Origin of the sequence: Saccharothrix sp. S26, from assembly GCF_021390395.1 — a bacterium.
Lineage (GTDB): Bacteria > Actinomycetota > Actinomycetes > Mycobacteriales > Pseudonocardiaceae > Actinosynnema.
Window position 1 is genome coordinate 293,810 of sequence record NZ_JAJUWT010000005.1, and the last position, 18,972, is coordinate 312,781.

Annotated in this window: 19 protein-coding genes; 8 read left to right on the forward strand and 11 right to left on the reverse strand. The window is 73.3% G+C overall.

Annotated elements, in window-relative coordinates:
- Positions 1–3: 3 nt before the first annotated feature.
- The 4 genes from LZG04_RS10245 to LZG04_RS10260 all read right to left on the reverse strand — a co-directional run bounded on the left by LZG04_RS10245 (position 4) and on the right by LZG04_RS10260 (position 4,703).
- Positions 4–1,269 carry a glycosyltransferase 87 family protein gene (locus LZG04_RS10245; protein ID WP_233815580.1) on the reverse strand — a complete coding sequence of 422 codons (1,266 nt, stop codon included), beginning with the start codon at positions 1,267–1,269 and terminating at the stop codon, positions 4–6.
- Entirely contained in the window at positions 1,259–2,500 is a 1,242-nt protein-coding gene (locus LZG04_RS10250; protein WP_233815581.1) for a mannosyltransferase, read from the reverse strand. Before LZG04_RS10250 ends, LZG04_RS10245 begins: the two co-directional genes overlap by 11 nt.
- Complete coding sequence (gene mptB, locus LZG04_RS10255; protein WP_233815582.1) at positions 2,493–4,181, reverse strand: polyprenol phosphomannose-dependent alpha 1,6 mannosyltransferase MptB; 1,689 nt, start codon at positions 4,179–4,181, stop codon at positions 2,493–2,495. Before mptB ends, LZG04_RS10250 begins: the two co-directional genes overlap by 8 nt.
- Before the next feature lie 252 nt (positions 4,182–4,433).
- A complete protein-coding gene (locus tag LZG04_RS10260) occupies positions 4,434–4,703 on the reverse strand; it encodes a GNAT family N-acetyltransferase (protein ID WP_233815583.1) in 270 nt (89 codons plus the stop codon).
- A gap of 63 nt (positions 4,704–4,766) precedes the next feature.
- Here LZG04_RS10260 and LZG04_RS10265 point away from each other — a divergent pair, with 63 nt between their 5' ends.
- Positions 4,767–5,789, forward strand: coding sequence for an LLM class flavin-dependent oxidoreductase (locus LZG04_RS10265; RefSeq protein ID WP_233815584.1), 1,023 nt, complete (start codon positions 4,767–4,769; stop codon positions 5,787–5,789).
- A 150-nt stretch (positions 5,790–5,939) separates the two neighbouring features.
- Positions 5,940–6,104 (forward strand): hypothetical protein, encoded by a 165-nt coding sequence (locus LZG04_RS10270; protein ID WP_233815585.1) that lies wholly within the window; start codon positions 5,940–5,942, stop codon positions 6,102–6,104.
- A gap of 30 nt (positions 6,105–6,134) precedes the next feature.
- On the opposite strand, the gene LZG04_RS10275 is transcribed toward LZG04_RS10270, so the two are convergent.
- Positions 6,135–8,129 carry a UvrD-helicase domain-containing protein gene (locus LZG04_RS10275; protein WP_233815586.1) on the reverse strand — a complete coding sequence of 665 codons (1,995 nt, stop codon included), beginning with the start codon at positions 8,127–8,129 and terminating at the stop codon, positions 6,135–6,137.
- A gap of 138 nt (positions 8,130–8,267) precedes the next feature.
- Between LZG04_RS10275 and LZG04_RS10280 the strand changes: the two genes are divergently transcribed.
- Together LZG04_RS10280 and LZG04_RS10285 are read left to right on the forward strand one after the other, a co-directional pair.
- Positions 8,268–9,035 (forward strand): carbon-nitrogen hydrolase family protein, encoded by a 768-nt coding sequence (locus tag LZG04_RS10280; protein WP_233815587.1) that lies wholly within the window; start codon positions 8,268–8,270, stop codon positions 9,033–9,035.
- Between the two features lie 2 nt (positions 9,036–9,037).
- Positions 9,038–9,865 carry an SDR family NAD(P)-dependent oxidoreductase gene (locus tag LZG04_RS10285; RefSeq protein WP_233815588.1) on the forward strand — a complete coding sequence of 276 codons (828 nt, stop codon included), beginning with the start codon at positions 9,038–9,040 and terminating at the stop codon, positions 9,863–9,865.
- Positions 9,866–9,905: 40 nt separating this feature from the next.
- Here the strand turns inward: LZG04_RS10285 and LZG04_RS10290 are convergent, their stop codons facing one another.
- Entirely contained in the window at positions 9,906–10,460 is a 555-nt protein-coding gene (locus LZG04_RS10290; RefSeq protein WP_233815589.1) for a TetR/AcrR family transcriptional regulator, read from the reverse strand.
- An 87-nt stretch (positions 10,461–10,547) separates the two neighbouring features.
- Here LZG04_RS10290 and LZG04_RS10295 point away from each other — a divergent pair, with 87 nt between their 5' ends.
- Positions 10,548–11,462, forward strand: coding sequence for an SDR family oxidoreductase (locus tag LZG04_RS10295; RefSeq protein ID WP_233815590.1), 915 nt, complete (start codon positions 10,548–10,550; stop codon positions 11,460–11,462).
- Here the strand turns inward: LZG04_RS10295 and LZG04_RS10300 are convergent.
- The 5 genes from LZG04_RS10300 to LZG04_RS10320 all read right to left on the reverse strand — a co-directional run bounded on the left by LZG04_RS10300 (position 11,452) and on the right by LZG04_RS10320 (position 15,563).
- Positions 11,452–12,249 (reverse strand): ABC transporter ATP-binding protein, encoded by a 798-nt coding sequence (locus LZG04_RS10300; protein WP_233815591.1) that lies wholly within the window; start codon positions 12,247–12,249, stop codon positions 11,452–11,454. The two genes, LZG04_RS10295 and LZG04_RS10300, sit on opposite strands and share 11 nt — an antisense overlap.
- Positions 12,246–13,274, reverse strand: a complete 1,029-nt coding sequence (locus LZG04_RS10305; RefSeq protein ID WP_233815592.1) for an iron chelate uptake ABC transporter family permease subunit — start codon at positions 13,272–13,274, stop codon at positions 12,246–12,248. Before LZG04_RS10305 ends, LZG04_RS10300 begins: the two co-directional genes overlap by 4 nt.
- Positions 13,271–14,272 carry an iron ABC transporter permease gene (locus LZG04_RS10310; RefSeq protein WP_233815657.1) on the reverse strand — a complete coding sequence of 334 codons (1,002 nt, stop codon included), beginning with the start codon at positions 14,270–14,272 and terminating at the stop codon, positions 13,271–13,273. Before LZG04_RS10310 ends, LZG04_RS10305 begins: the two co-directional genes overlap by 4 nt.
- Before the next feature lie 437 nt (positions 14,273–14,709).
- On the reverse strand, positions 14,710–15,114 hold the full coding sequence (locus LZG04_RS10315) for a DUF1304 domain-containing protein (RefSeq protein WP_233815593.1): 405 nt from the start codon (positions 15,112–15,114) through the stop codon (positions 14,710–14,712).
- Positions 15,111–15,563 (reverse strand): cupin domain-containing protein, encoded by a 453-nt coding sequence (locus tag LZG04_RS10320; protein WP_233815594.1) that lies wholly within the window; start codon positions 15,561–15,563, stop codon positions 15,111–15,113. Before LZG04_RS10320 ends, LZG04_RS10315 begins: the two co-directional genes overlap by 4 nt.
- Positions 15,564–15,650: 87 nt before the next feature.
- On the opposite strand from LZG04_RS10320, the gene LZG04_RS10325 reads away from it, so the two are divergent.
- The 3 genes from LZG04_RS10325 (at position 15,651) to LZG04_RS10335 (ending at position 18,141) form a co-directional block, all read left to right on the forward strand.
- The gene (locus LZG04_RS10325; RefSeq protein ID WP_233815595.1) at positions 15,651–16,685 is read left to right on the forward strand and encodes a helix-turn-helix transcriptional regulator; all 1,035 of its coding nucleotides are present in this window, start codon (positions 15,651–15,653) and stop codon (positions 16,683–16,685) included.
- An 89-nt stretch (positions 16,686–16,774) separates the two neighbouring features.
- The gene (locus tag LZG04_RS10330) at positions 16,775–17,233 is read left to right on the forward strand and encodes a MarR family winged helix-turn-helix transcriptional regulator (RefSeq protein WP_233815596.1); all 459 of its coding nucleotides are present in this window, start codon (positions 16,775–16,777) and stop codon (positions 17,231–17,233) included.
- Positions 17,233–18,141: an NADP-dependent oxidoreductase gene (locus tag LZG04_RS10335; RefSeq protein ID WP_233815597.1), complete on the forward strand. Its 909-nt coding sequence runs from the start codon at positions 17,233–17,235 to the stop codon at positions 18,139–18,141. The genes LZG04_RS10330 and LZG04_RS10335 overlap by 1 nt, the downstream gene beginning before the upstream one ends.
- Positions 18,142–18,972: the final 831 nt, after the last annotated feature.

Here is an 18,972-nt window from a genome sequence, read left to right on the forward strand (position 1 = left end):
ATACTACTTGCCGGTAACCTCGGCTTGGCCGGTCAGTGCTTCCCGGGCCGGGGCCCGCCGTGCCGCCGCCTTGAGCACGAACGGGACCACGACCAGCGTGAGCAGCGCCAACGCCGGGTAGGCCCACCCGATCGCGGACAGCCAACCCGGCCTGGGGATGGTCCAGATCGTGGGCTGCCGGTCGAGCTGGAAAGCGATCACGTCCCAGAACATGACCGGGCACCACAGCACCAGCAGCACGCCCTTGGCCCACCGCGCGATCGGGGTGTGCACGAGCCAGATCAGCAGCGGCGCGACCCACACCCAGTGGTGGTCCCACGAGATCGGCGACAGCAGCAGCCCCAGCACCTGCACGACCAGCACGCCGATCAGCACGTCGCCCGCCCGCACCGCCGCGCGCAGCGCGAAGCCCGCCAGCACGACCGAGACCACCACCGCGAGCACCCACGGCCACGTCATCTCGACGTCGTAGCCCAGCGTTCGCGACAACGCGCCCCGCAACGACTGGTTGTGCGCGGTCGCGATCGGACCGACCCGGCTCGCGTCACCCATGAGCCCGAACCAGTAGTGCTTGGCCTGCGCCGGGTCCACGAGGAACCCCAGGCCGACGCTCGCCACGAACGCGACCACCGACCACACCGCCGCCGCGAACCGCCGCGTGGCCAGGTAGTACAGCCCGGAGATCGCGGGCACGAGCTTCACACCCGCCGCCAACCCGATGCCGACGCCCGCGAGCCGCGAGTCCCGGGCCGTCATCGCGCCCAGCACCACCGCCGCGAGCAGCAGGTTGACCTGCCCGAAGTCGAACGTGTGCACCACCGGCTGCAACCACAGCAGCACGGCGGTCCACAACAGCGCCCGACGCCGCCACAGCGCCGCGTCCGCCGTCCAGCCCTCGCCCGCCACCAAGCGCAGGGCGACCCGCACCATCCAGTACAGGCACAGCCCGGACAGCAGCCGCAGCGCCCACTGCGCGGCGACCCACGGCAGCCACGTCATCGGCAGGAACACCAGCGCGCCGAACGGCGGGTAGGTGAACGGCAGCGGGAAGTCGGGCGGCGAGTTCGGCGAGGTGACGTCGTAGAGGTCGCCGGAGAGCACGTGCGGCGCGAGCGCCCAGTACACGTACAGGTCGATCGTCTCGTTGCCGAACCCCGTGACGATGGTCCAGGTGCGGCCCAGCACGGAGGCCACCAGCAGCACCGGCGCGGCGGCGAGCAGCCACCGCTCCGCGTTCACCAGCGGGCGCGAGGACGGTTCAGCGGACACCGGGTTCGACCTTCGACGTCGTGGTGAGCGGCGTGCCGACCGGCTCGTGGCGCTCGGCGCGCACCGCGGTCGCCATCACCGCGAGGGTGAGCAGGCCGAGCAGCGGGTAGCACCAGCCGAGCGCGGCCAGCGGCCACGGCCGGGGGATCTCCCAGATGGTCGGCTGCTGGTCGATCAGGAACGTGATCAGGTCCGCGCCGGTCACCACGATCCACGCGGCGGCGACCGCGAGCACGGGCCAGGTCCGACGCGCGCCGTAGACGGCCCACAGCACCAGGGGGATCACCCACACCCAGTGGTGGCTCCACGAGATCGGCGAGAGCAGCAACCCGAACAGCTGCACGGCGACCACCGTGGCCAGCGCGTCCTTCGCCCGGACGGCGGCGCGCAGCGCGAAGCCGGTCAGCACCGCCGAGACCACCACCGCGAGCACCCACGGCCAGGTCATCCCGACGTCGTGGCCCAGCGTCCGCGACAACGCGCCCCGCAACGACTGGTTGATCGCCGACCCGACCGGACCGACCCGGTCGGCCGCGCCCAGCAGCTCGAACCAGTAGCGCCACGAGTCCGACGCCGAGGCGGCGAAGCCGACGGCCACGGTGAACGCGAAGCCCACCGCCGTCCACAGCGCGGCCTTGAACCGGCGCGTCACCAGGAAGTAGAGCACCGAGATCGCCGGGGTGAGCTTCAGGCCCGCCGCGACGCCGACGCCGAAGCCCGCCACCAGGTGCCGGGTGGCGACCACGGCGGCGAACGTGCCCGCGATCAGCACCAGGTTGATCTGCCCGAAGTCGAGCGTCTTGCGCACCGGCTCGCACCACAGCGCCAGCGCCGTCCACAGCAGCGCCCGGCGCGACCACGTGCCGTCGAACCGCTCCCCCGACCGGGCCGCGACCAGCGACAACGCCGTGTGGACCAGCCACCACAGGCACACCAGCGACAACGCCTGCCACACGATCCGCGCGGCCACCCACGGCAGCCAGGACAGCGGCAGGAACACCACGGCCGCGAACGGCGGGTAGGTGAACGGCAGCGGGAAGTCGGCCGTGAACGGCATGTCGATCGTGTAGAGCTGGTCGGTCAGCAGGTTCGGGGCGAGCGTCCAGTAGACCTTGAGGTCGATCATGCCCCAGCCGGCGGGCGCGCCGAGCCGCCAGAAGTACCAGCCCAGCGACAGGACCAGCAGCAGCGGCGCGAACCTCAGCACCCGCTGTTCGAACCGCTCAACCACCCGTGCTCCCGCGCTGCTTCCCGGACGCGTCCTGCTCGTCCGCCACGTCGTCGTCCCCGGTCTCCGGCGACGCCGGCCCGGCGTCGGGCGGCGCCTGCTCGACGACCAGCGTCGGCGGCTCGACGTCGTTCAGCCGCGCCTTCAGGTCCTTCGCCAGCGCCCACAGGGGCCGGCGGCCCAGCAGGGCCCGGCCCACCCACACGCCGATCAAGACGGTGACGAGGAGGTAGGACCACCAGATGACCGGGTTCGCCGACCCATAGTGCCACCGGGCGACGATCGTGCCGTCGGGGAGGGTGACGAGCACCATCCACACCGAGAAGCCGGCCGCGACCGCGAGCCACCGGTCCTGCCAGGCGAACGCGGCGGCCAGCGCCAAGGCCCAGGTGAAGTACCACGGGAGCACGGACGGCGCGAGCGCGGACGCGGCGAGCAGGGCGATCGCGGCGCGGCGCACGGCGTCCACGCCGCCGGCCCGGGCGAGCCACCACTGGCGCAGCAGCACGATCGCCAGGACGTACACGCCGGCGGCCCGGAAGAAGCCGAGGAAGCCCTCGTAGGTGGCGCCGGGGACGTGCCGCCCGATCGAGTGGTACAGCAGCTCGGCGGCGGCGCACGGCAGCGACATCCACGTCAGCAGCGGGGTCTGGCTCTGCAGCACGTTGATCCAGCCGAGGTCGACCCCGGCAACGATCGTGGACAGCGCGAACACGCCCGCGAACGTGATGCCGCCCACCGCGCACGCCTGGAAGAACCGCTGGCGCGCCGGGCCGGACAGCCGCGCCACCCACACCCACACCAGGAACGGCACCACGAGCACCGCGGTCGCCTTCACCGCGGTCGCCAGCGCGATCACCGCGATGCCGCGCACGTGCTTGCGGTCCAGCACCATCAGCACGCCGACCGCCATCAGGCCGACCATCAGGATGTCGTTGTGCGCGCCGCCGATGCCGACGGCGATCACGAACGGGTTCGCCACGGTCAGCCACAGCGCGGTCGACGTGCGCCCGCCCAGGTGCCTGGCCAGCCCCGGCATCGCCCAGGCCAGCAGCACCAGGCCGCCGAGCACGGCCAGTCGCATCAGGACCGCGCCGATGATCACGTTGTCGCCGGTGATCGCGACCGTGGACTTGGCCAGCAGCAGGAACAGCGGGCCGTACGGCGAGGGCGTGTCCTGCCACAGCGACGCCACGTTCCCGCCCAGCGGCAGGGGCAGCGCGGACGCGCCGGTCGTGTACGGGTCGTACCCGCGCAGCAGGACCGCGCCCTGGGCCAGGTAGCTGTAGACGTCCCGGCTGTACAGCGCCGGTGCGATGATCATGGGTGCGGTCCACGCGGCGGCGGCCAGCACCACACCGCGCCCGCCGACCTCGCCGGCGCGCACCATGCGGCCCAGCCGGACCCACGAGTAGACCAGCAGCGCCACGCCGGCGAACACCACGGCGGTGGCGAGGTCGCGGCCGTGGCCGTACCGCACCGCGTTGAGGATCGTGCCGCTCAGCAGCGGGTCGCGCCGCAGCACCGCGCCGGCGCCGATGCCGCCGACCGTGATCAGCAGCCCGCCGAGCGCGCCCAGCCGCAGGACGTTCGGGGGAACCTGCCGGAGAACCGTCGCCCACGGGCCGGCCTTGCGAGCCGGGCCGTCCGTCCGCGCGCCACTTCCGCTCACCTCAGCGGTCACAGCCAGGCCCACCTCATCGGTCTCGTGTTCGGTCCTCGTCCCCGTCGACCGCTTCTGCTGCCGACGACATCACCATCATGGCGGGGATCAAGGACGAATGAGGCCACGATCAGTAATGTTGACACGATCAGCTACCACTGTTGACCAGAAGCCGTGCACTTAGCCGTGTTGTTACCCCGCTTTGTGATGATTCACACGGAAGAGCAACCTCGGCTTGTCATCCGCTGACGCGGACGCCGGATGCGACGCACGTCACCCGGACTTCAGCTCAGGGTGCTTCTCGAGGTAGTCCCGCACGAACGGGCATTGCGCCACGACGGTGAGCCCCTTGGCGCGCACGTCCTCCAGCGCGTGCCGGACGAGGCGGCTGCCCAGGCCCTTGCCCTCGATGGCCACCTCCGTGTGGGTGAACGTGACGACGCCGTCGGCCGAGGTGTACTCGGCGAAGCCGCCCAGCTCACCGTCCAGGCGGACCTCGTAGCGGGACTGCTCGGGGTTGTCGGACACGGACGCTTCGGTCACCGGTGCTCCTCCGCGGTCGGACTTGGCCGGTGCCACGGTAGTCGCACCGGGCAAGATTGTCGGATGGACGTGTATCTGCTGATCCTGGGCGACCACCTGCCCAACCCGAACACGGGCGCGCAGGTCACCGAGTGCGACCGGCTGCGGGCGGTGGTGGAGCAGGCCGTCGTGGCGGAGGAGGCCGGTTTCGCGGGGGTCGCGATCGGCGAGCACCACTTCACCCGGTACATCGTGTCGGCGCCGGAGCTGCTGCTGGCCACGATCGCCGAGCGCACGTCGACGTTGCGGCTGTCGACCGGCGTGACGCTGCTGGCGCACCACGACCCGGTGCGGGTGGCGGAGAACCTGGCCACGTTGGACGTGCTGTCGCGGGGTCGGGCGGAGCTGATCGTGGCGCGGGGTGTGTCGCAGCGCACGGACGTGGCGTTCGGCGTGCAGGACGACGTGCGGGCGCGGTTCGACGAGAACCTGCGGTTGCTGTTGCGGCTGCTGGAGGAGCGGCACGTGACGTGGGAGGGCAAGTACCGCAGCCCGCTGGTGGACGTGACGACGATGCCGCGCCCGGTGCAGCAGCCGCGGCCGTTGGTGTGGATCGGCAGCGGGTCGGCGGTGTCGGCGGACCTGGCCGTGGAGCTGGGGCTGCCGTTGATGCTGCCCAGCACGTTGCGCGACCCGAGCACGCACCGGCCGGTGGTGGAGCGTTACCGGGCGGCGATGGGCGGGCGCGGGCGGGTGGCGTTGCCGAGCCACGTGTTCGTGGCGCCGACGGCGGCCGAGGCGCGGGCGGTGTGGCGGCCGCACCTGGCGGCGTACGCGGAGTTCGCCGACCCGTGGCGCGGTGACGGCGAGGTGGACGTCGACGTGCTGATGGAGGGCGCGGCGGTGTGCGGTGACCCGGTGGAGGTGACCGAGCGGCTGAACCGGCTGACCGAGCTGCTGCACCTGGACGCGCAGCTGGTGATGGTCGACATAGGGGGTCTGCCGCACCACGCCGTGCTGGACACCATCCGCCTGTTCGGCCGGGAGGTGCTGCCGAACCTGATCGGGGGACCGACGCGGTCGGCGGACCCGCGGCAGGCGTCCTGAGCGTTGAACTCGGGGGTCCTGAACGTAGGACACTCGCGTTCTGAACGTAGGACACACGCGTTCTGGAGGTAGGACACTCGCGTTCTGGAGGTTGGACAAGCGGGGTGAGGTGGGCGGTGGGTGGGTAGTCAGGGGGTGAGGAGGTAAGAAATGGTGCAGCCGAAGACGCCCGAGCCGCGGCCCGTGCCCGTGCCGGACCCCGTGCCCCAGCCGCCTGGCGAGCCGTCGCCCGCCACCGAGCCGCCCATCCCGCCCACGCCCGAGCCGCCGTCACCGAGCGAGCCCGCGCCGAACGAGACGCCGCCGACCCGGTAAGGGTCGAGGTGAGCCGGGTCGGCATGGTGCTCACCAGGTGCGCACGACGACCAGGCGGCGGGTGGCGCGGGTCAGGGCGACGTAGCGCTCGGCCGGCGTCATCCGCTCCGGGTCGACCACGACCACCACGTCGAACTCCAGGCCCTTGGCCGCGCGCGGCGTCAGCGGGCCGGTCGGGGTGATCACGGCGAACGTGCCGGTGGCCGGGCGGAACGACTCCGGGTCGGTGGCGACGACCTCCAGCGGCGGCTCGCCGTGCCGCACGGAGGTCGGCGGCACGGCGTCGGGGTCCAGCTCGGCCAGCGCGCCCGCGGCGTAGGCCATGATCTCGGCGGGCGTGCGGTAGTTGACCGTGAGCCTGCGGTACTGCCAGCGGTCCCCGACCAGCGGGCCCAGCGCGGCCCCCCAGTCGCGCACACCCGCCTCGGACTGGCGTTGGGCCAGGTCGCCGACGACGGTCATGGACCGGTTCGGCCCGCGCCGGGACAGCAGCCGCCAGTCCATCTCGGACAGCTCCTGCGCCTCGTCCACCACGATGTGGCCGTAGGTCCACTCGCGGTCGGCGGCGGCGCGTTCGGCGAGCACGCGGTGGTCGACCGCGGTGTGCCGGTCGGCCAGCCACTCGGCGTGCACCAGGTCCACGGCCCGCAGGTCGTCCTCGTACATCGCGGCGTCGCTGTCGATCACGTGCAGCACGCCTTGCGCGTACTCGACGGCCCGCCTGCGCTCCTCGGCCGCGCGCCGTTCGGCCGTGCCGTCGGAGCCGAGCAGCTCGGCGGCCTCGTCCAGCAGCGGCACGTCGGAGACCGTCCACGCGGTCGGGTCGGCGCGGTGCAGCTCCGGGTGGCCGAGGGCGTGGCAGCGGCCGGCGTAGAGGTCGGCCAGCAGCGCCTGCGGGGTGAGCAGCGGCCACAGCTCGTCGACCGCCCGCAGCACGTCGGGGTGCCCGGTCAGCTCGCGGCGCACGTCGGCCGCCAGCTCCGGCCAGTCCTCGCCGATGAGGTCCAGCGCGGGCGCGACCAGGACGTCCACCAGGGCCCGGTGGAACACCGGCCGCGCCTCGTTGTGCCGCAGACCGGCGGCACGGGCCCGTCGCCTGGCCCGCTCGGCGAGCTCCGCGGTCAGCGCCACGGTGACGTCCTCCAGCTCGACCGCGAGCGGTTCGGCGGGCAGCTCCTGGCGGTCGGCGATGGCCGCCACCAGCAGGTCCACCGCCCCGAGGCCGCCCTTGAGCGCCTGCAACGCCGGGGTGTCCTCCCGGTCGGTCCGCACGCCCGGGAACAGCTCGCCCGGCGTGGCGAACACGACGTCGGTCTCACCCAGGGACGGCAGGACGTCGCCGATGTACCGCAGGAAGCCGGTGTTCGGGCCGACCACCAGCACGCCCTGGCGGGACAGCCGCTCGCGCTGCGTGTAGAGCAGGTAGGCCACCCGGTGCAGCGCGACCGCCGTCTTGCCGGTGCCCGGCCCGCCCTCGATCACCAGCACGCCCCGGTGCGGCAGGCGGATCACCTCGTCCTGCTCGGCCTGGATCGTCGCCACGATGTCGCGCATGGTCCGCGAGCGGGGCGCGTCCAGCGCGTCGAGCAGCGCTTTCGAGGTGAGCTGGAGCTCGTCGTCGTGGAAGCCCTCCAACCGCCGTCCCCTGGTCCGGAAATGGCGGCGCAACGTCACGCCCTCCGGGTTCGCGGCGGTCGCGGTGTAGAACGGGCGGGCGGCCGGCGCGCGCCAGTCGGTCAACAACGGTTCGTAGTCGTTGTCGGTGTCGAACAAACCGACCCGGCCGACGTAGACGCGCTCGCCGGCGCGGTCGATGCGGCCGAAGCACAGGTTCTCCCCGGCCGAGTTAAGACGGCTGACCTGCTCGGACAGGGTGCGCACGGCCACCTCGCGGTGCCAGCGCTGCTCGTGGCCGTCCTTGAGCGCGGCGTCGAGATCGGCCTGGAGGGCGGCCCTCTCCCGGTCCAGCCGGTCGTGCAGGAAGGCGATCCGCTGTTGCTCGTCGAACAATTCCCCGGTGGTCACGCTTGCCCCCTGTGCTATACTTGGCTTAGCCGCATTCCGCCATTCACGGCACAATCAACCTTTGTTTTTACCACGTTTTCGCGCGCGTTTCGCGGTATGCCCCTCCGCGTCACCGGACGGCGTGAAATGATCTGCGGCGTGGAATCCGACGAGTTGGTGGTCGCCGTCGCGCAGCACGCGCCCGTGCCCGGTGACGTCGCGGAGAACGCGCGCCGCGCGGCCGCCCTGGTGGCCGAGGCGGCGGACGCGGACCTGCTGCTGTTCCCGCTGCTGTCGTTGACCGGCTACGATCTCCACCGGCTGGCCGAGCCGTCGGCCTGGACGATCCCGGACGACCCGCGGCTGGACGTCGTCCGCGAGGCCAGCCGGGCGCACGGCGTCACGACGGTGGTCGGCGCGGCGTGGGCGGGCCCGGACGGGCGGGTGCTCGCGTCGGTCGCGCTGTCCCCGGACGGCGGGGTCGAGGTCGTCGGCAAGCACCACCTGAGCCGGGCCGAGCGGGAGCTGTTCGAGCCGGCCGGGCCCGCGCACCCGGTGGACGTGCGGGGCTGGCGGGTCGCGCTGGCCGTGTGCTTCGACGCGGCGGCCCCCGAGCACGCCCTGGAGATGGCGCGGCGGGGAGCGGACGTCTACGCCGTGTCGGCGCTCTACACCGAGGGCCAGGAACGTCGACTCGACGTGCACCCCGCGGCGCGTGCGCTGGACCACCGCATGTACGCGCTGGTGGCGAACCTGGCGGGTGCGGGTCCGGGGTGGCGTTCGTGCGGCGGCAGCGGGGTGTGGCACCCGGACGGGCGGCGGGTGGCCGCGGCGGGCGCGGGTGCCCAGGTCGTGACGGCCCGGTTGGAGCGCGCCGAGCTCGACCGGCTGCGCGCCGCCGACGCCGCGGCCGGGTACCGGGGGTAGGCGTGGGCGTCCTGGACGGCAAGGCCGTGATCGTGACCGGGGCGGGTCGCGGGTTGGGCGAGGCGTACGCGCGGCACGCGGCGGCGTCGGGTGCGCGGGTCGTGGTCAACGACGTCGAGGGCGCGGCGGAGGTCGCGGCGTCGATCGCGGACGCGGGTGGTGAGGCGGTGGCGCACACCGGGTCCGTGGCCGACCCGTCGGCGGCGTCGGCGCTCGTGCGGTTGTGCGTGTCGTCGTTCGGGCGGGTGGACGGCCTGGTGAACAACGCGGGCGTCACGCACTTCGCCCAGCCGTGGGAGGACGAGCCCGACGTGCTGCGCCACGTGGTCGAGGTGAACGTGCTCGGCACGATGTACTGCGGCACGGCGGCGGCGAAGGTGATGCGCGGCGGGTCGATCGTGAACGTCGTGTCGGGCGCGATGCTGGGCCGCGCCGACGCCGCCGCCTACTCGGCGTCGAAGGGGGCGGTGGCCTCGTTGACCCTGTCGTGGGCGGGCTCCCTGGCCGCGCGCGACGTCCGGGTGAACGCCGTCGCGCCGCTCGCGTGGACGCCGATGATGGACCTCGACCCCCGCGCCGGGCAGATCAGCTCGCCCGACCAGACCCCGGCGAAGATGGCCCCGCTGGTGACCTACCTGCTCAGCGACCGGGCCGCGGCCGTGACCGGCCGGCTGGTCCGCTTCCTGCCGGACAAGCTGCACGTGATCTCGCAGTACGCCGTGAAGCAGCCGGTGCTGACCCGGCCCTCGTGGGACGTCGACGCCATCGCCGCCGCGTTCGAGACCGAGCTGACCGCCGAACCGCCGGGCCGTGAGAGGTGGCGGGTCTGACCTCGACCTGGAGGGCCCGCAGCGCCGCTCTGACCTCGCACTAGAGGGCGCGCAGCACCGCCGCCGTCTCGGTGATGCGGTCGGTCAGGGACGGCGGTTCCGGGGCGGTCACCCACCGGGCGACCGCGACCTGGAAGACGGCCACGGCGCTGTGGGCGGCGAGCGCGGCGGCGACCTCGGTGACGCCACGGGCCCGCAGGGCGTGGGCGGTAGCGTCGGCCAGCGCCGCGAGCTTGAGCAGCTCCCGTTCCCGCAGGCCGGGGTTGGCCTCGACGATCCGGTGCCGCCGCGCGGCGTGGTCGTGGCGGTCGGCCAGCAGGGCGCCGGCGGCGAGCACGCCGGCCAGCGCGGCGTCCAGCGGTGCGGCGTCGGGTGGTGCGGCGAGGATCGCCTCGGACGCCGTGGCCTCCATGGTCTTCGAGCCGTCGAAGAGCACTTCGCGCTTGTCGGTGAAGTGGCGGAAGAACGTCCGCTCGGTCACGCCGGCGCGTTCGGCGATGTCGCCCGCGGTGGTCTGCTCGAAGCCGCGCTCCGCGAAGAGGTCCATCGCGGCGCGGGTCATCCGCCCTCGGGCGTCCGGCTCCCAGCGACTCATGCCGGGAAGTGTAGTGATGACAGTGACTGACATGCTGTGCTACGTTCGATGTCAGTCACTGACATCCCTCGGAAGGACCACCGCGTCATGCGCGTCTTCGTCACCGGCGCCTCGGGCTGGATCGGCTCGGCCGTCACCGATGAGCTGCTCGCCCACTCCCACGAGGTCGTCGGCCTCGTCCGCACCGACTCCGCCGCCGCCGCGCTGGAGGCCAAGGGGGCCACGGCGCACCGCGGCAGCCTCGACGACCCCGCCGGCCTGGCCTCCGTCGCCAAGTCCGCGGACGCCGTCGTCCACCTCGCGTTCAAGCACGACTTCACCGACTACGCGGGGGCCGGCCGCACCGAGCGCGCCGCCGTCGAACGGATGCTCGACGCGCTCGACGGCACCGGCCGGCCGTTCCTGCTCGCCTCCGGCCTGGCCTCCGACGTCACCGGCCGCGCGGTGACCGAGGACGACCCGTCACCGCACCACGGCCCGGACTCGCCGCGCGGCGGCAGCGAGAACCTCGCCCTGTCCTACGCCGACCGGGGCGTCCGCCCGGTGGCGCTGCGCTTCGCCGCGTCCGTGCACGGCATGGGCGACCACGGCTTCGTCTCGACCCTCACGGAGATCGCGCGCCGGCACGGCGTCGCGGGCTACCTCGGCGACGGGGCCAACCACTGGCCCGCCGTGCACCGCTCCGACGCCGCACGGCTGGTCCGGCTGGCCCTCGACCAGGCGCCGGCCGGGTCAAGGGTGCACGCGGTGGCCGAGGAAGGCGTGCCCACCCGCGACATCGCCGCCGCCATCGGCGCTCACCTGGGCGTCCCCACGGCATCCGTGCCGCCGGAAGACGCCGAACGGCACTTCGGCTGGATCGGCGCGTTCTTCGCCATGGACATGCGCGCGTCGAGCGCCCGCACCCGCGACCTGCTCGGCTGGACGCCGACGGGTCCGACGCTGCTCGCCGACATCGCCGCCGGCGCCTACGCCCGGCCGGACCTGGCCGCTACGCGCTGACCCGCTGCCTGCGCAACGGCACGATCAGGGGCGTCCCGGTCTCCGGGTCGTCGATCACCCGGCACGGCAGGCCGAAGACGTCCCGCACCAGCTCCGCCGTGACGATGTCCGAGGGCTTGCCCTGCGCCACCACGCCCACACCGGGCTTCATGGCGATCAGGTGCGTGGCGTAGCGGCACGCCTGGTTCAGGTCGTGCAGGACGGCGACCAGCGTGTGGTTGCCGTCCTCGTGCAGGTCGGCGCACAGGTCGAGCACCTCGACCTGGTGGGCGATGTCGAGGAACGTGGTCGGCTCGTCCAGCAGCAGGATCGACGTCTGCTGCGCCAGCACCATGGCCAGCCACACGCGTTGCCGCTGCCCGCCGGACAGCTCGTCCACCAGGCGGTCCGCCAGGTCGTGCACGCCGGTCATCCGCATCGCGGCGGCGGTCACCTCCTCGTCCTCGACCGACCACTGCCGCAGCAGCCGCTGGTGCGGGTACCGGCCGCGCGCGACCAGCTCGCCGACCGTGATGCCGCCGGGCGCGATGGAGGTCTGCGGCAGCAGCCCGAGGCGGCGGGCGACCTCCTTCGAGCGCAGCGTCGAGATCACCTCGCCGTCGAGGTACACCGCGCCGGCGCGGGGTTTGAGCATCCGCGCCAACGCCTTGAGCACGGTCGACTTGCCGCACGCGTTGGGGCCCACGATGACGGTGAACGAGCCGTCCGGGATCTCCACGTCCAACCCGGACACGACGATCCGCTCGTCGTAGGACAGCGTCAGTTCCGACCCCCGGAGCCTGGTCACGTCGTGCTCCCCTTCCTCCACTCGTGGGCCAGCAGCCACACCAGGTAGAGCCCGCCGATCGCGCCGGTGGCGATGCCCACCGGTAGCTGGGTCGTCGGGAACAGCCGTTGCACCGCGAAGTCGCTCACCACCAGCAGCAGCCCGCCCGTGAGCGCCGACGCGGCCAACCCCGGGCCGGACGCGCCGGTGAGCCGTCGCGCGACCTGCGGCGCGGCGAGCGCCACGAAGCTGATCGGCCCGGCGGCGGCCGTGGCGACGGCCGCCAGGCCCACGCTCACCGCGAGCAGCGCCAGCCGGGTGCGCTCGGCGGGCACGCCCAGCCCGGTCGCGGCGCTGTCGCCCATCTCCAGCAACGCGAGCCGGCGGCCGAGCGCCAACGCGCACGGCAGCAGCACGGCCAGCACGAGCGCGACCACCTGCGCCTCGTCCCAGCCCCGGTTGTTCAGACCGCCGACCAGCCACGTCTGCGCGGCCAGCGCGCTTTCCAGGGTGGCCCGCGTGATCAGGTAGGAGTTGACCGCCACCATCACCGCGCTCACGCCGATGCCGATGAGCACCAGCCGAAAGCCCTGCACGCCCTGCTTGAGCGCCAACAGGTAGACCGCGGTGGAGGTGAGCAGGCCGGCCGCGGTCGCGCCGAGCGCGGTGGCCGCCATGCTGCCCTGCGCCAGCACGAGGACCGCGATCGCGCCGGTGGCCGCGCCCTGGGTGAAGCCGATGATGTCGGGGCTGGCCAACGGGTTGCGGGACAGGCTCTGCAGGATCGCGCCGCTGAGCGCGAGCGCCGCGCCGACCAGCAGGCCGGTGACCAGCCGGGGCAGGCGCAGCGTGAAGACGACGAAGTCGGCGTAGCCGTCGCCCTGGCCGGCGAAGGTGGCCAGCACTTCGCCGACGGTGAGCGGGAAGTCGCCGGTGACCACGGTGGCGACGGCCGCGACCGCGGTCAGCAGGGCGATGGCGGTGCTGACGAGCAGCGCGCGTTCGCTGATCCGCAGCGAGACGACGGGCGTGCGGATGGTCCTCACAGCGTGGCGAGCTTCCTGCGCCGGCACAGCGCGATGAACACTGGCGCGCCGATGAACGCGGTGATGATGCCGACCTCCATCTCCTGCGGTGCGATGATCACCCGGCCGACGACGTCCGAACCCAGCAGCAGGATCGGCGAGAGCACCGCGGAGTAGGCCAGCACCCAGCGCTGGTCGCTGCCGCCGATCATGCGGGCCACGTGCGGCACGGTCAGGCCGACGAACGCGATCGGCCCGGCCGCGGCCGTCGCGGCGCCCGCCATGAGCGTGACGGCCAGGACGCCGAACGCGCGGGTGCGGTTGACGTTCGCGCCCAGCGCCTTGCCGGTGTGGTCGCCCAGCGCCAGCACGTTGAGGTTGCGCGCCAGCAGGAACGCGATCAGGATGCCCGGCAGCGCGAACGGCGAGACCTGGCCGATCAGCTCGAAGTCGCGGCCGGCGAGCGAGCCGACGTTCCAGAAGCGGAACGAGTCGAACGTGTGCGTGAACAACAGCAGGATCGCCGAGACGTAGGCGTACAGCACGGCGGTCAGCGCCGCGCCGCTGAGCACCAGCCGGTCCGGGGTGGCCGCGCCGCGACCGGCCGCGCCGAGCACGTACACGGCGGTCGCCGTGCCCGCCGCGCCGGCCAGCGCGAACCACACGTACCCGGTGGGGCTGGTGATGCCGAAGAACGCGATGGCGGACACGATCGCCGCCGCCGCGCCCATGTTCACGCCGAGCAGGCCGGGGTCGGCGAGCGGGTTGCGGGTCAGCGCCTGCATCACCGCGCCGGACAGGCCGAGCGCCGCGCCGACCAGCAGGCCGAGCACCGCCCGGGGCACGCGGACGTCGCGCACGATGGCCGCGTCGCCGGTGCCGTCGTCGGCCAGGAGCAGGGAGAAGGTGTCGGCGAACGGGATGCTCTTCGTGCCGATCCACAGGCTGAGCAGCACGATCAGGCCCAGCACGCCGATCGACACGAGCAGGCCGACCCCTCGCACCGCTTCGCGCGACACCCGCACCTCCCGGAAGTTTAGGTAAGGCTAACCGACGCACGGGCCAGTGGATCGTGAGGTCGACGACGGGCCTGAGGAAGCCGGGGTGGCAGCTCCCGGCGGGCGCGGTGGACATCGGGCGAACCGACCGCCGACTCCTACGACTGCCGCACGGTCGACCCGGGCGGCAGGCCGGGCCGCCGCGCTGCGAGAAGGGCGGGTCAGCCGACGTGCCGGCCGCGACGGGGGGGGTGCTCATGCGCATCGACGGCCGGCCACGCTGGAGGGCGCGGACCCGTTCCGGGAGACCGGGTACGCCTGCACCGGGAGCCGACTCGATCGCGGCGAGCCTCCCGCGCCACCTGACCAACGAGGTGGGCCGGGACATCATCCGCGACGCGGGCGACGAGCCGTGCGCCGACCTGGAGAACCCGATGCCGTGCCGTCCCGGGCGGTGGTCAGGCGAGGGTCAGCGCGACGATCGCGACCAGCGCCGGGGTGATCTGGGCGATCGCGCCGCCCACGCCCGCGCCCTTGGCGCGGCTCATCGCGAGGCGGTCCGAGACGCCCAGGCCGATGCCGGCCAGGACCATGAACCCGCAGGTGTAGTACAGCAGCGCGCGGCCCACCGGTTCGTCGCCCGCGTTCAGCGCGATCAGGCCGACGACCGTGCCGGAGGCCAGGAACAGGTTGTACAGGCCGACGTTGAACGACCACAGCCGGACCGGCTCGACGTCCCGCGCCGGCACCTTGAACACGCCCCAGTGCACGCCGGGCCGGCGGAACAGCAGCGTCTCCCACACGAACACCAGCACGTGGATCGCGGCCGCCACGCCGGCGGCGACCTGCGCGACGACGGTCACGACGACCACTCCCCCATCGTGATCCCGTGCCGCTCCACGACCTCGCGCAGCAGCGGGGCCGCGTCGTGCAACGGGGTGCCGGCGGGCACGGACCGGTCGACGTCGCGGAAGAACCGGCCCATGGCGTCGGTCAGGCTGATCGCCAGGAACCGCACCGACGGGGAGTGCACGGTGAACGTGTGCGCCGCGTCCGGCGGGATGGCGATCGACGACCCCGGGGTCAGGTCGTGGACCTCCCCGTCGACCAGCACCGCCATCCGGCCGTGCAGCACGTAGTACGCCTTGGCCCACGGCGTGACGTGCGGCGGCACGGTGGGTCCGCGCGGCGCGTCGACCTCGAACAGCTCGTAGGCGCCGTCGGTGTGCGCGGCGTCCACCTTGACCATGACCTTCGCGTCCGGCGAGTTCAGCTCGAAGCCCTCGCCGGCGGTGCTCGAGTGCGTCCTCATGGCCCGACGGTAGGAGCGCCGCCCGACCGCCCTCCATCCCCGGAATCCGGGATGGAGCCGCACCCCGCGCGGGCGCATACTCCGACCATGTGGGAAGGACGGGCGATCGGGGCGCGGCGCGAGATCGCCGCGCTCGCCACCACGGGCCTCGGGGTCGTCGAGCTGCACCGGGCCGCGATCGACGTGGTCGAGCGGGTCGTGCCCACCGACCTGACCTGCTGGGCGTCGCTGGACCCGGACACCGCCGTGATCAGCACGATGACCAGCGGCGCGAACCGCATCCCGGCCCAGTACGAGCCGGTGCTGGCGGCCTGCGAGTACAGCGGCGCGGAGCCGCACTCGTTCGCCGAGCTGGCCCGCCGCCCGGAGCCGGTGGCGCGGCTGTCGGACGTGCCGCGCGACGCCGCGCGCAGCGGCAGGCTGAACGAGGTGTGGCGTCCCCTGGGCCTGCACCACGAGCTGCGCGCGGTGTTCCGGGTGGACGGCACCTGCTGGGGCGCGGCGGGCCTGGTGCGCGGCGGCGAGTTCTCCGCCCGCGAGGCCGAGTTCCTCGCTTCGGTCACGCCCGCGCTGGCCGCCGCGACCAGGGTGGCGGTGCGGTGCGGCACCTACCGGGCCGGTGGTGACCCGGCGATCGTGGTCGTCGGCCCGGACGGCGCGCCGCGCGCCGCCACCGCCGCCGCTCGGACCTGGCGCGACGAGCTGGACGCGATCGCGCCGGGCCGGTTCGCGGTGGTGCTGCGGGCCGTGGTGACGGGTGCGCGGGCGTCGGCGTCCGGCACGTTCCGGGCACGGGTGCGCGACGCGGCGGGCGGCTGGGTCCTGGTGCGGGCCAGCCGGTTGATCGCGGAGGACGACCGCGAGACGGTGGTGACCGTCGAACGCGCGTCCGGGGCCGAGCTGCTGGGCCTGCTGTCCGCCGCCTACGGCCTCACCGCCCGTGAGCGCGAGGTGTGCGACGAGGTGATGGCCGGTCGGTCCACGTCCGACATCGCGGCCCGGCTCGCCATCTCCGCGCACACCGTGCAGGACCACCTGAAGTCGGTGTTCGGCAAGGTCGACGTGCGCAGCCGGGGCGAGCTGGTCGCCAAGCTGCGGCCGGAGGACCACGGCTCCCGGTAAGCCGACCCGGGTGACGCGGCAGATAATGTGGCCGGCCACGGATCGTGTTACGTTCAGGTGGTCGGCCACATGTTTCGAGGAGGCGGCCCGTGGGACAGCCGAGCACCGCGGACGGCGGCAGGCTGAGCTACGCGATCTTCACCCTGGCCCGCGCGCACCGGGGGTTCGCCGCCGCGCTGCTGCGCGACCTGGGCCTGCACCCCGGCCAGGAGCTGCTGCTGATGCAACTGCTCGACCGCGACGGGCAGACCCAGTCCGAACTGCTCGACCGCGTCGGCCTGGACCACTCGACGGTGTCGAAGTCGTTGCGGCGCATGCAGGAGGCCGGGCTGGTGACCCGCGTGCCGAGCGAGCGCGACCGGCGGGTGCTGCACGTGTGGCTCACCGGGAAGGGCCGGGCGATGCGGGAACCGCTGACCGCCTTGTGGTCCACGCTCGAACGCGCCTCCACCCGGGGCCTGGGCCCCGACGAGATCGACGCCTTCATCCGCCTCGCCGGTGCGGTCGAACACGCGATCGCCCACCGCGCGTCCCTTGAGGAGACCTGATGAAAGCCGTTGTGCTGAACCGTTTCGGCGGACCGGAGGAGCTGCGCCCGGCCGAGGTCGAACGACCCGAGCCCGGTCCCGGCCAGGTGCGGCTGCGGGTGCGCGCGGCCGGTGTGAACCCGTTCGACGCGAAGGTCCGCTCGGGCGCGATGGAAGCCGTCTTCACCACGCCGCTGCCGACGATCCTCGGCCTGGAGGCGGCGGGCGTGGTCGACGCGGTCGGCCCGGACGTCACCGGCTGGTCCGTCGGCGACGAGGTGCTCGGCTGGACCGACACGGGCGCGTACGCCGAGTACGCGTTGGCCACCGCGGTCGCGCGCAAGCCCGAAGGGCTGTCGTGGGAGCGCGCCGTGACGCTGCCCGTGGCCGCCGAGACCGCCGGCCGGGTGTTCCGGCTGCTCGGGATCGAGCCGGGCGAGACGCTGCTCGTCCACGGCGCGGCGGGCGGCGTGGGCTCGCTGGCCGTCCAGCTCGCCGTGGCGGCCGGGCTGCGGGTCATCGGCACCGCGGGCCCGGCCAACCAGGAGCACGTCGCCGCGCTCGGCGCCACGCCGACGACGTACGGCGAGGGCCTGGTCGAACGCGTGCGCGCGTTGGCACCCGAGGGGGTCGACGCGGTGTTCGACGTGGCGGGCAGGGGCGCTCTGCCGGCGTCGATCGAGCTGCGCGGCGGCACGGACCGCATCGTCACGATCGCCGACGCCCCGGCCGCCGCCGAACTGGGCGTGGTGTTCTCCGGCGGCCCGCCGGAGCGGTCGCCCGACCGCCTGGCCGAACTGGCGGACCTGGCCGCGCAGGGCGACCTCGTCACCCCGGTCGGCGGCACGTTCCCCTTGGCCGACGCCGCCGAAGCCCACCGCGTGAGCGCCTCGGGCCACGCGCGGGGCAAGCTCGTGCTGATCGCGTAGCACGGCGGCGTCGAGCGGTCGCGCGGTTCGGGGGCGGCGCAGCCGGTCGACATCCGGCGCGTTGAACCGGCCCAGCGCGTGTGCGGTGCCTCCATTCCGCGACACGAACCGCGGCACGACTCGGATCGCCATTCCGGCCCGATCGCACCCGATCGCCGGACGCTCGGGTTCGACCCGTTCGTGACGACAACGTTCCAATCGCAGGCCGTAAAGCGATGCCGATCCACCGCGCCGGCCCGACCCACCGAACCGACGACCATATGTCGAGTAACCCTTTCGGCGTCACCCGACAGCACCAACCAGCCGCCCTCACGTGGAATTCCGAGCGATCGCAAAAAATCGACCCTCCTGCACGCACAAGCGATTGACCTGCGGAAACAGGCAGTCAGAGGCGACGGCGAAGGTATTGCCCGGACGACCTTCGCCAAGATCACATAGAATATCCCGAAGTCGCTCACCGCAGGTCGGAAAGCGGCAAGCGGTTGCCTGTCGCGTGTAACGTCGTGTTAAATGCGATGGATCACGACATTCGAGATACACCTCGCGGCCGGCCTTCACATCGACCCGCAGCGCCCGCGCGTTGCCCGTCGAACTCGGGGGATAACCATGAGCAGAAGAGTGATCGGGACTTGTCCCGCGGCCGCCGCTCGCCCGGTACCGCACCCGGGCCCGACTCGCTGACCGCCGACCCACCGCTCCTGCCGCACCTGGCGTCGTCCGTCGCGTCAGGACAGGCGAACGGGATCGGTCGCGCCGGCTGGCGGGGTCCCGCCGGCCGATCGCGGGACACCGGTCGAAGGCACGCGCCGCACCGCGGCGCGATCGCGGCAC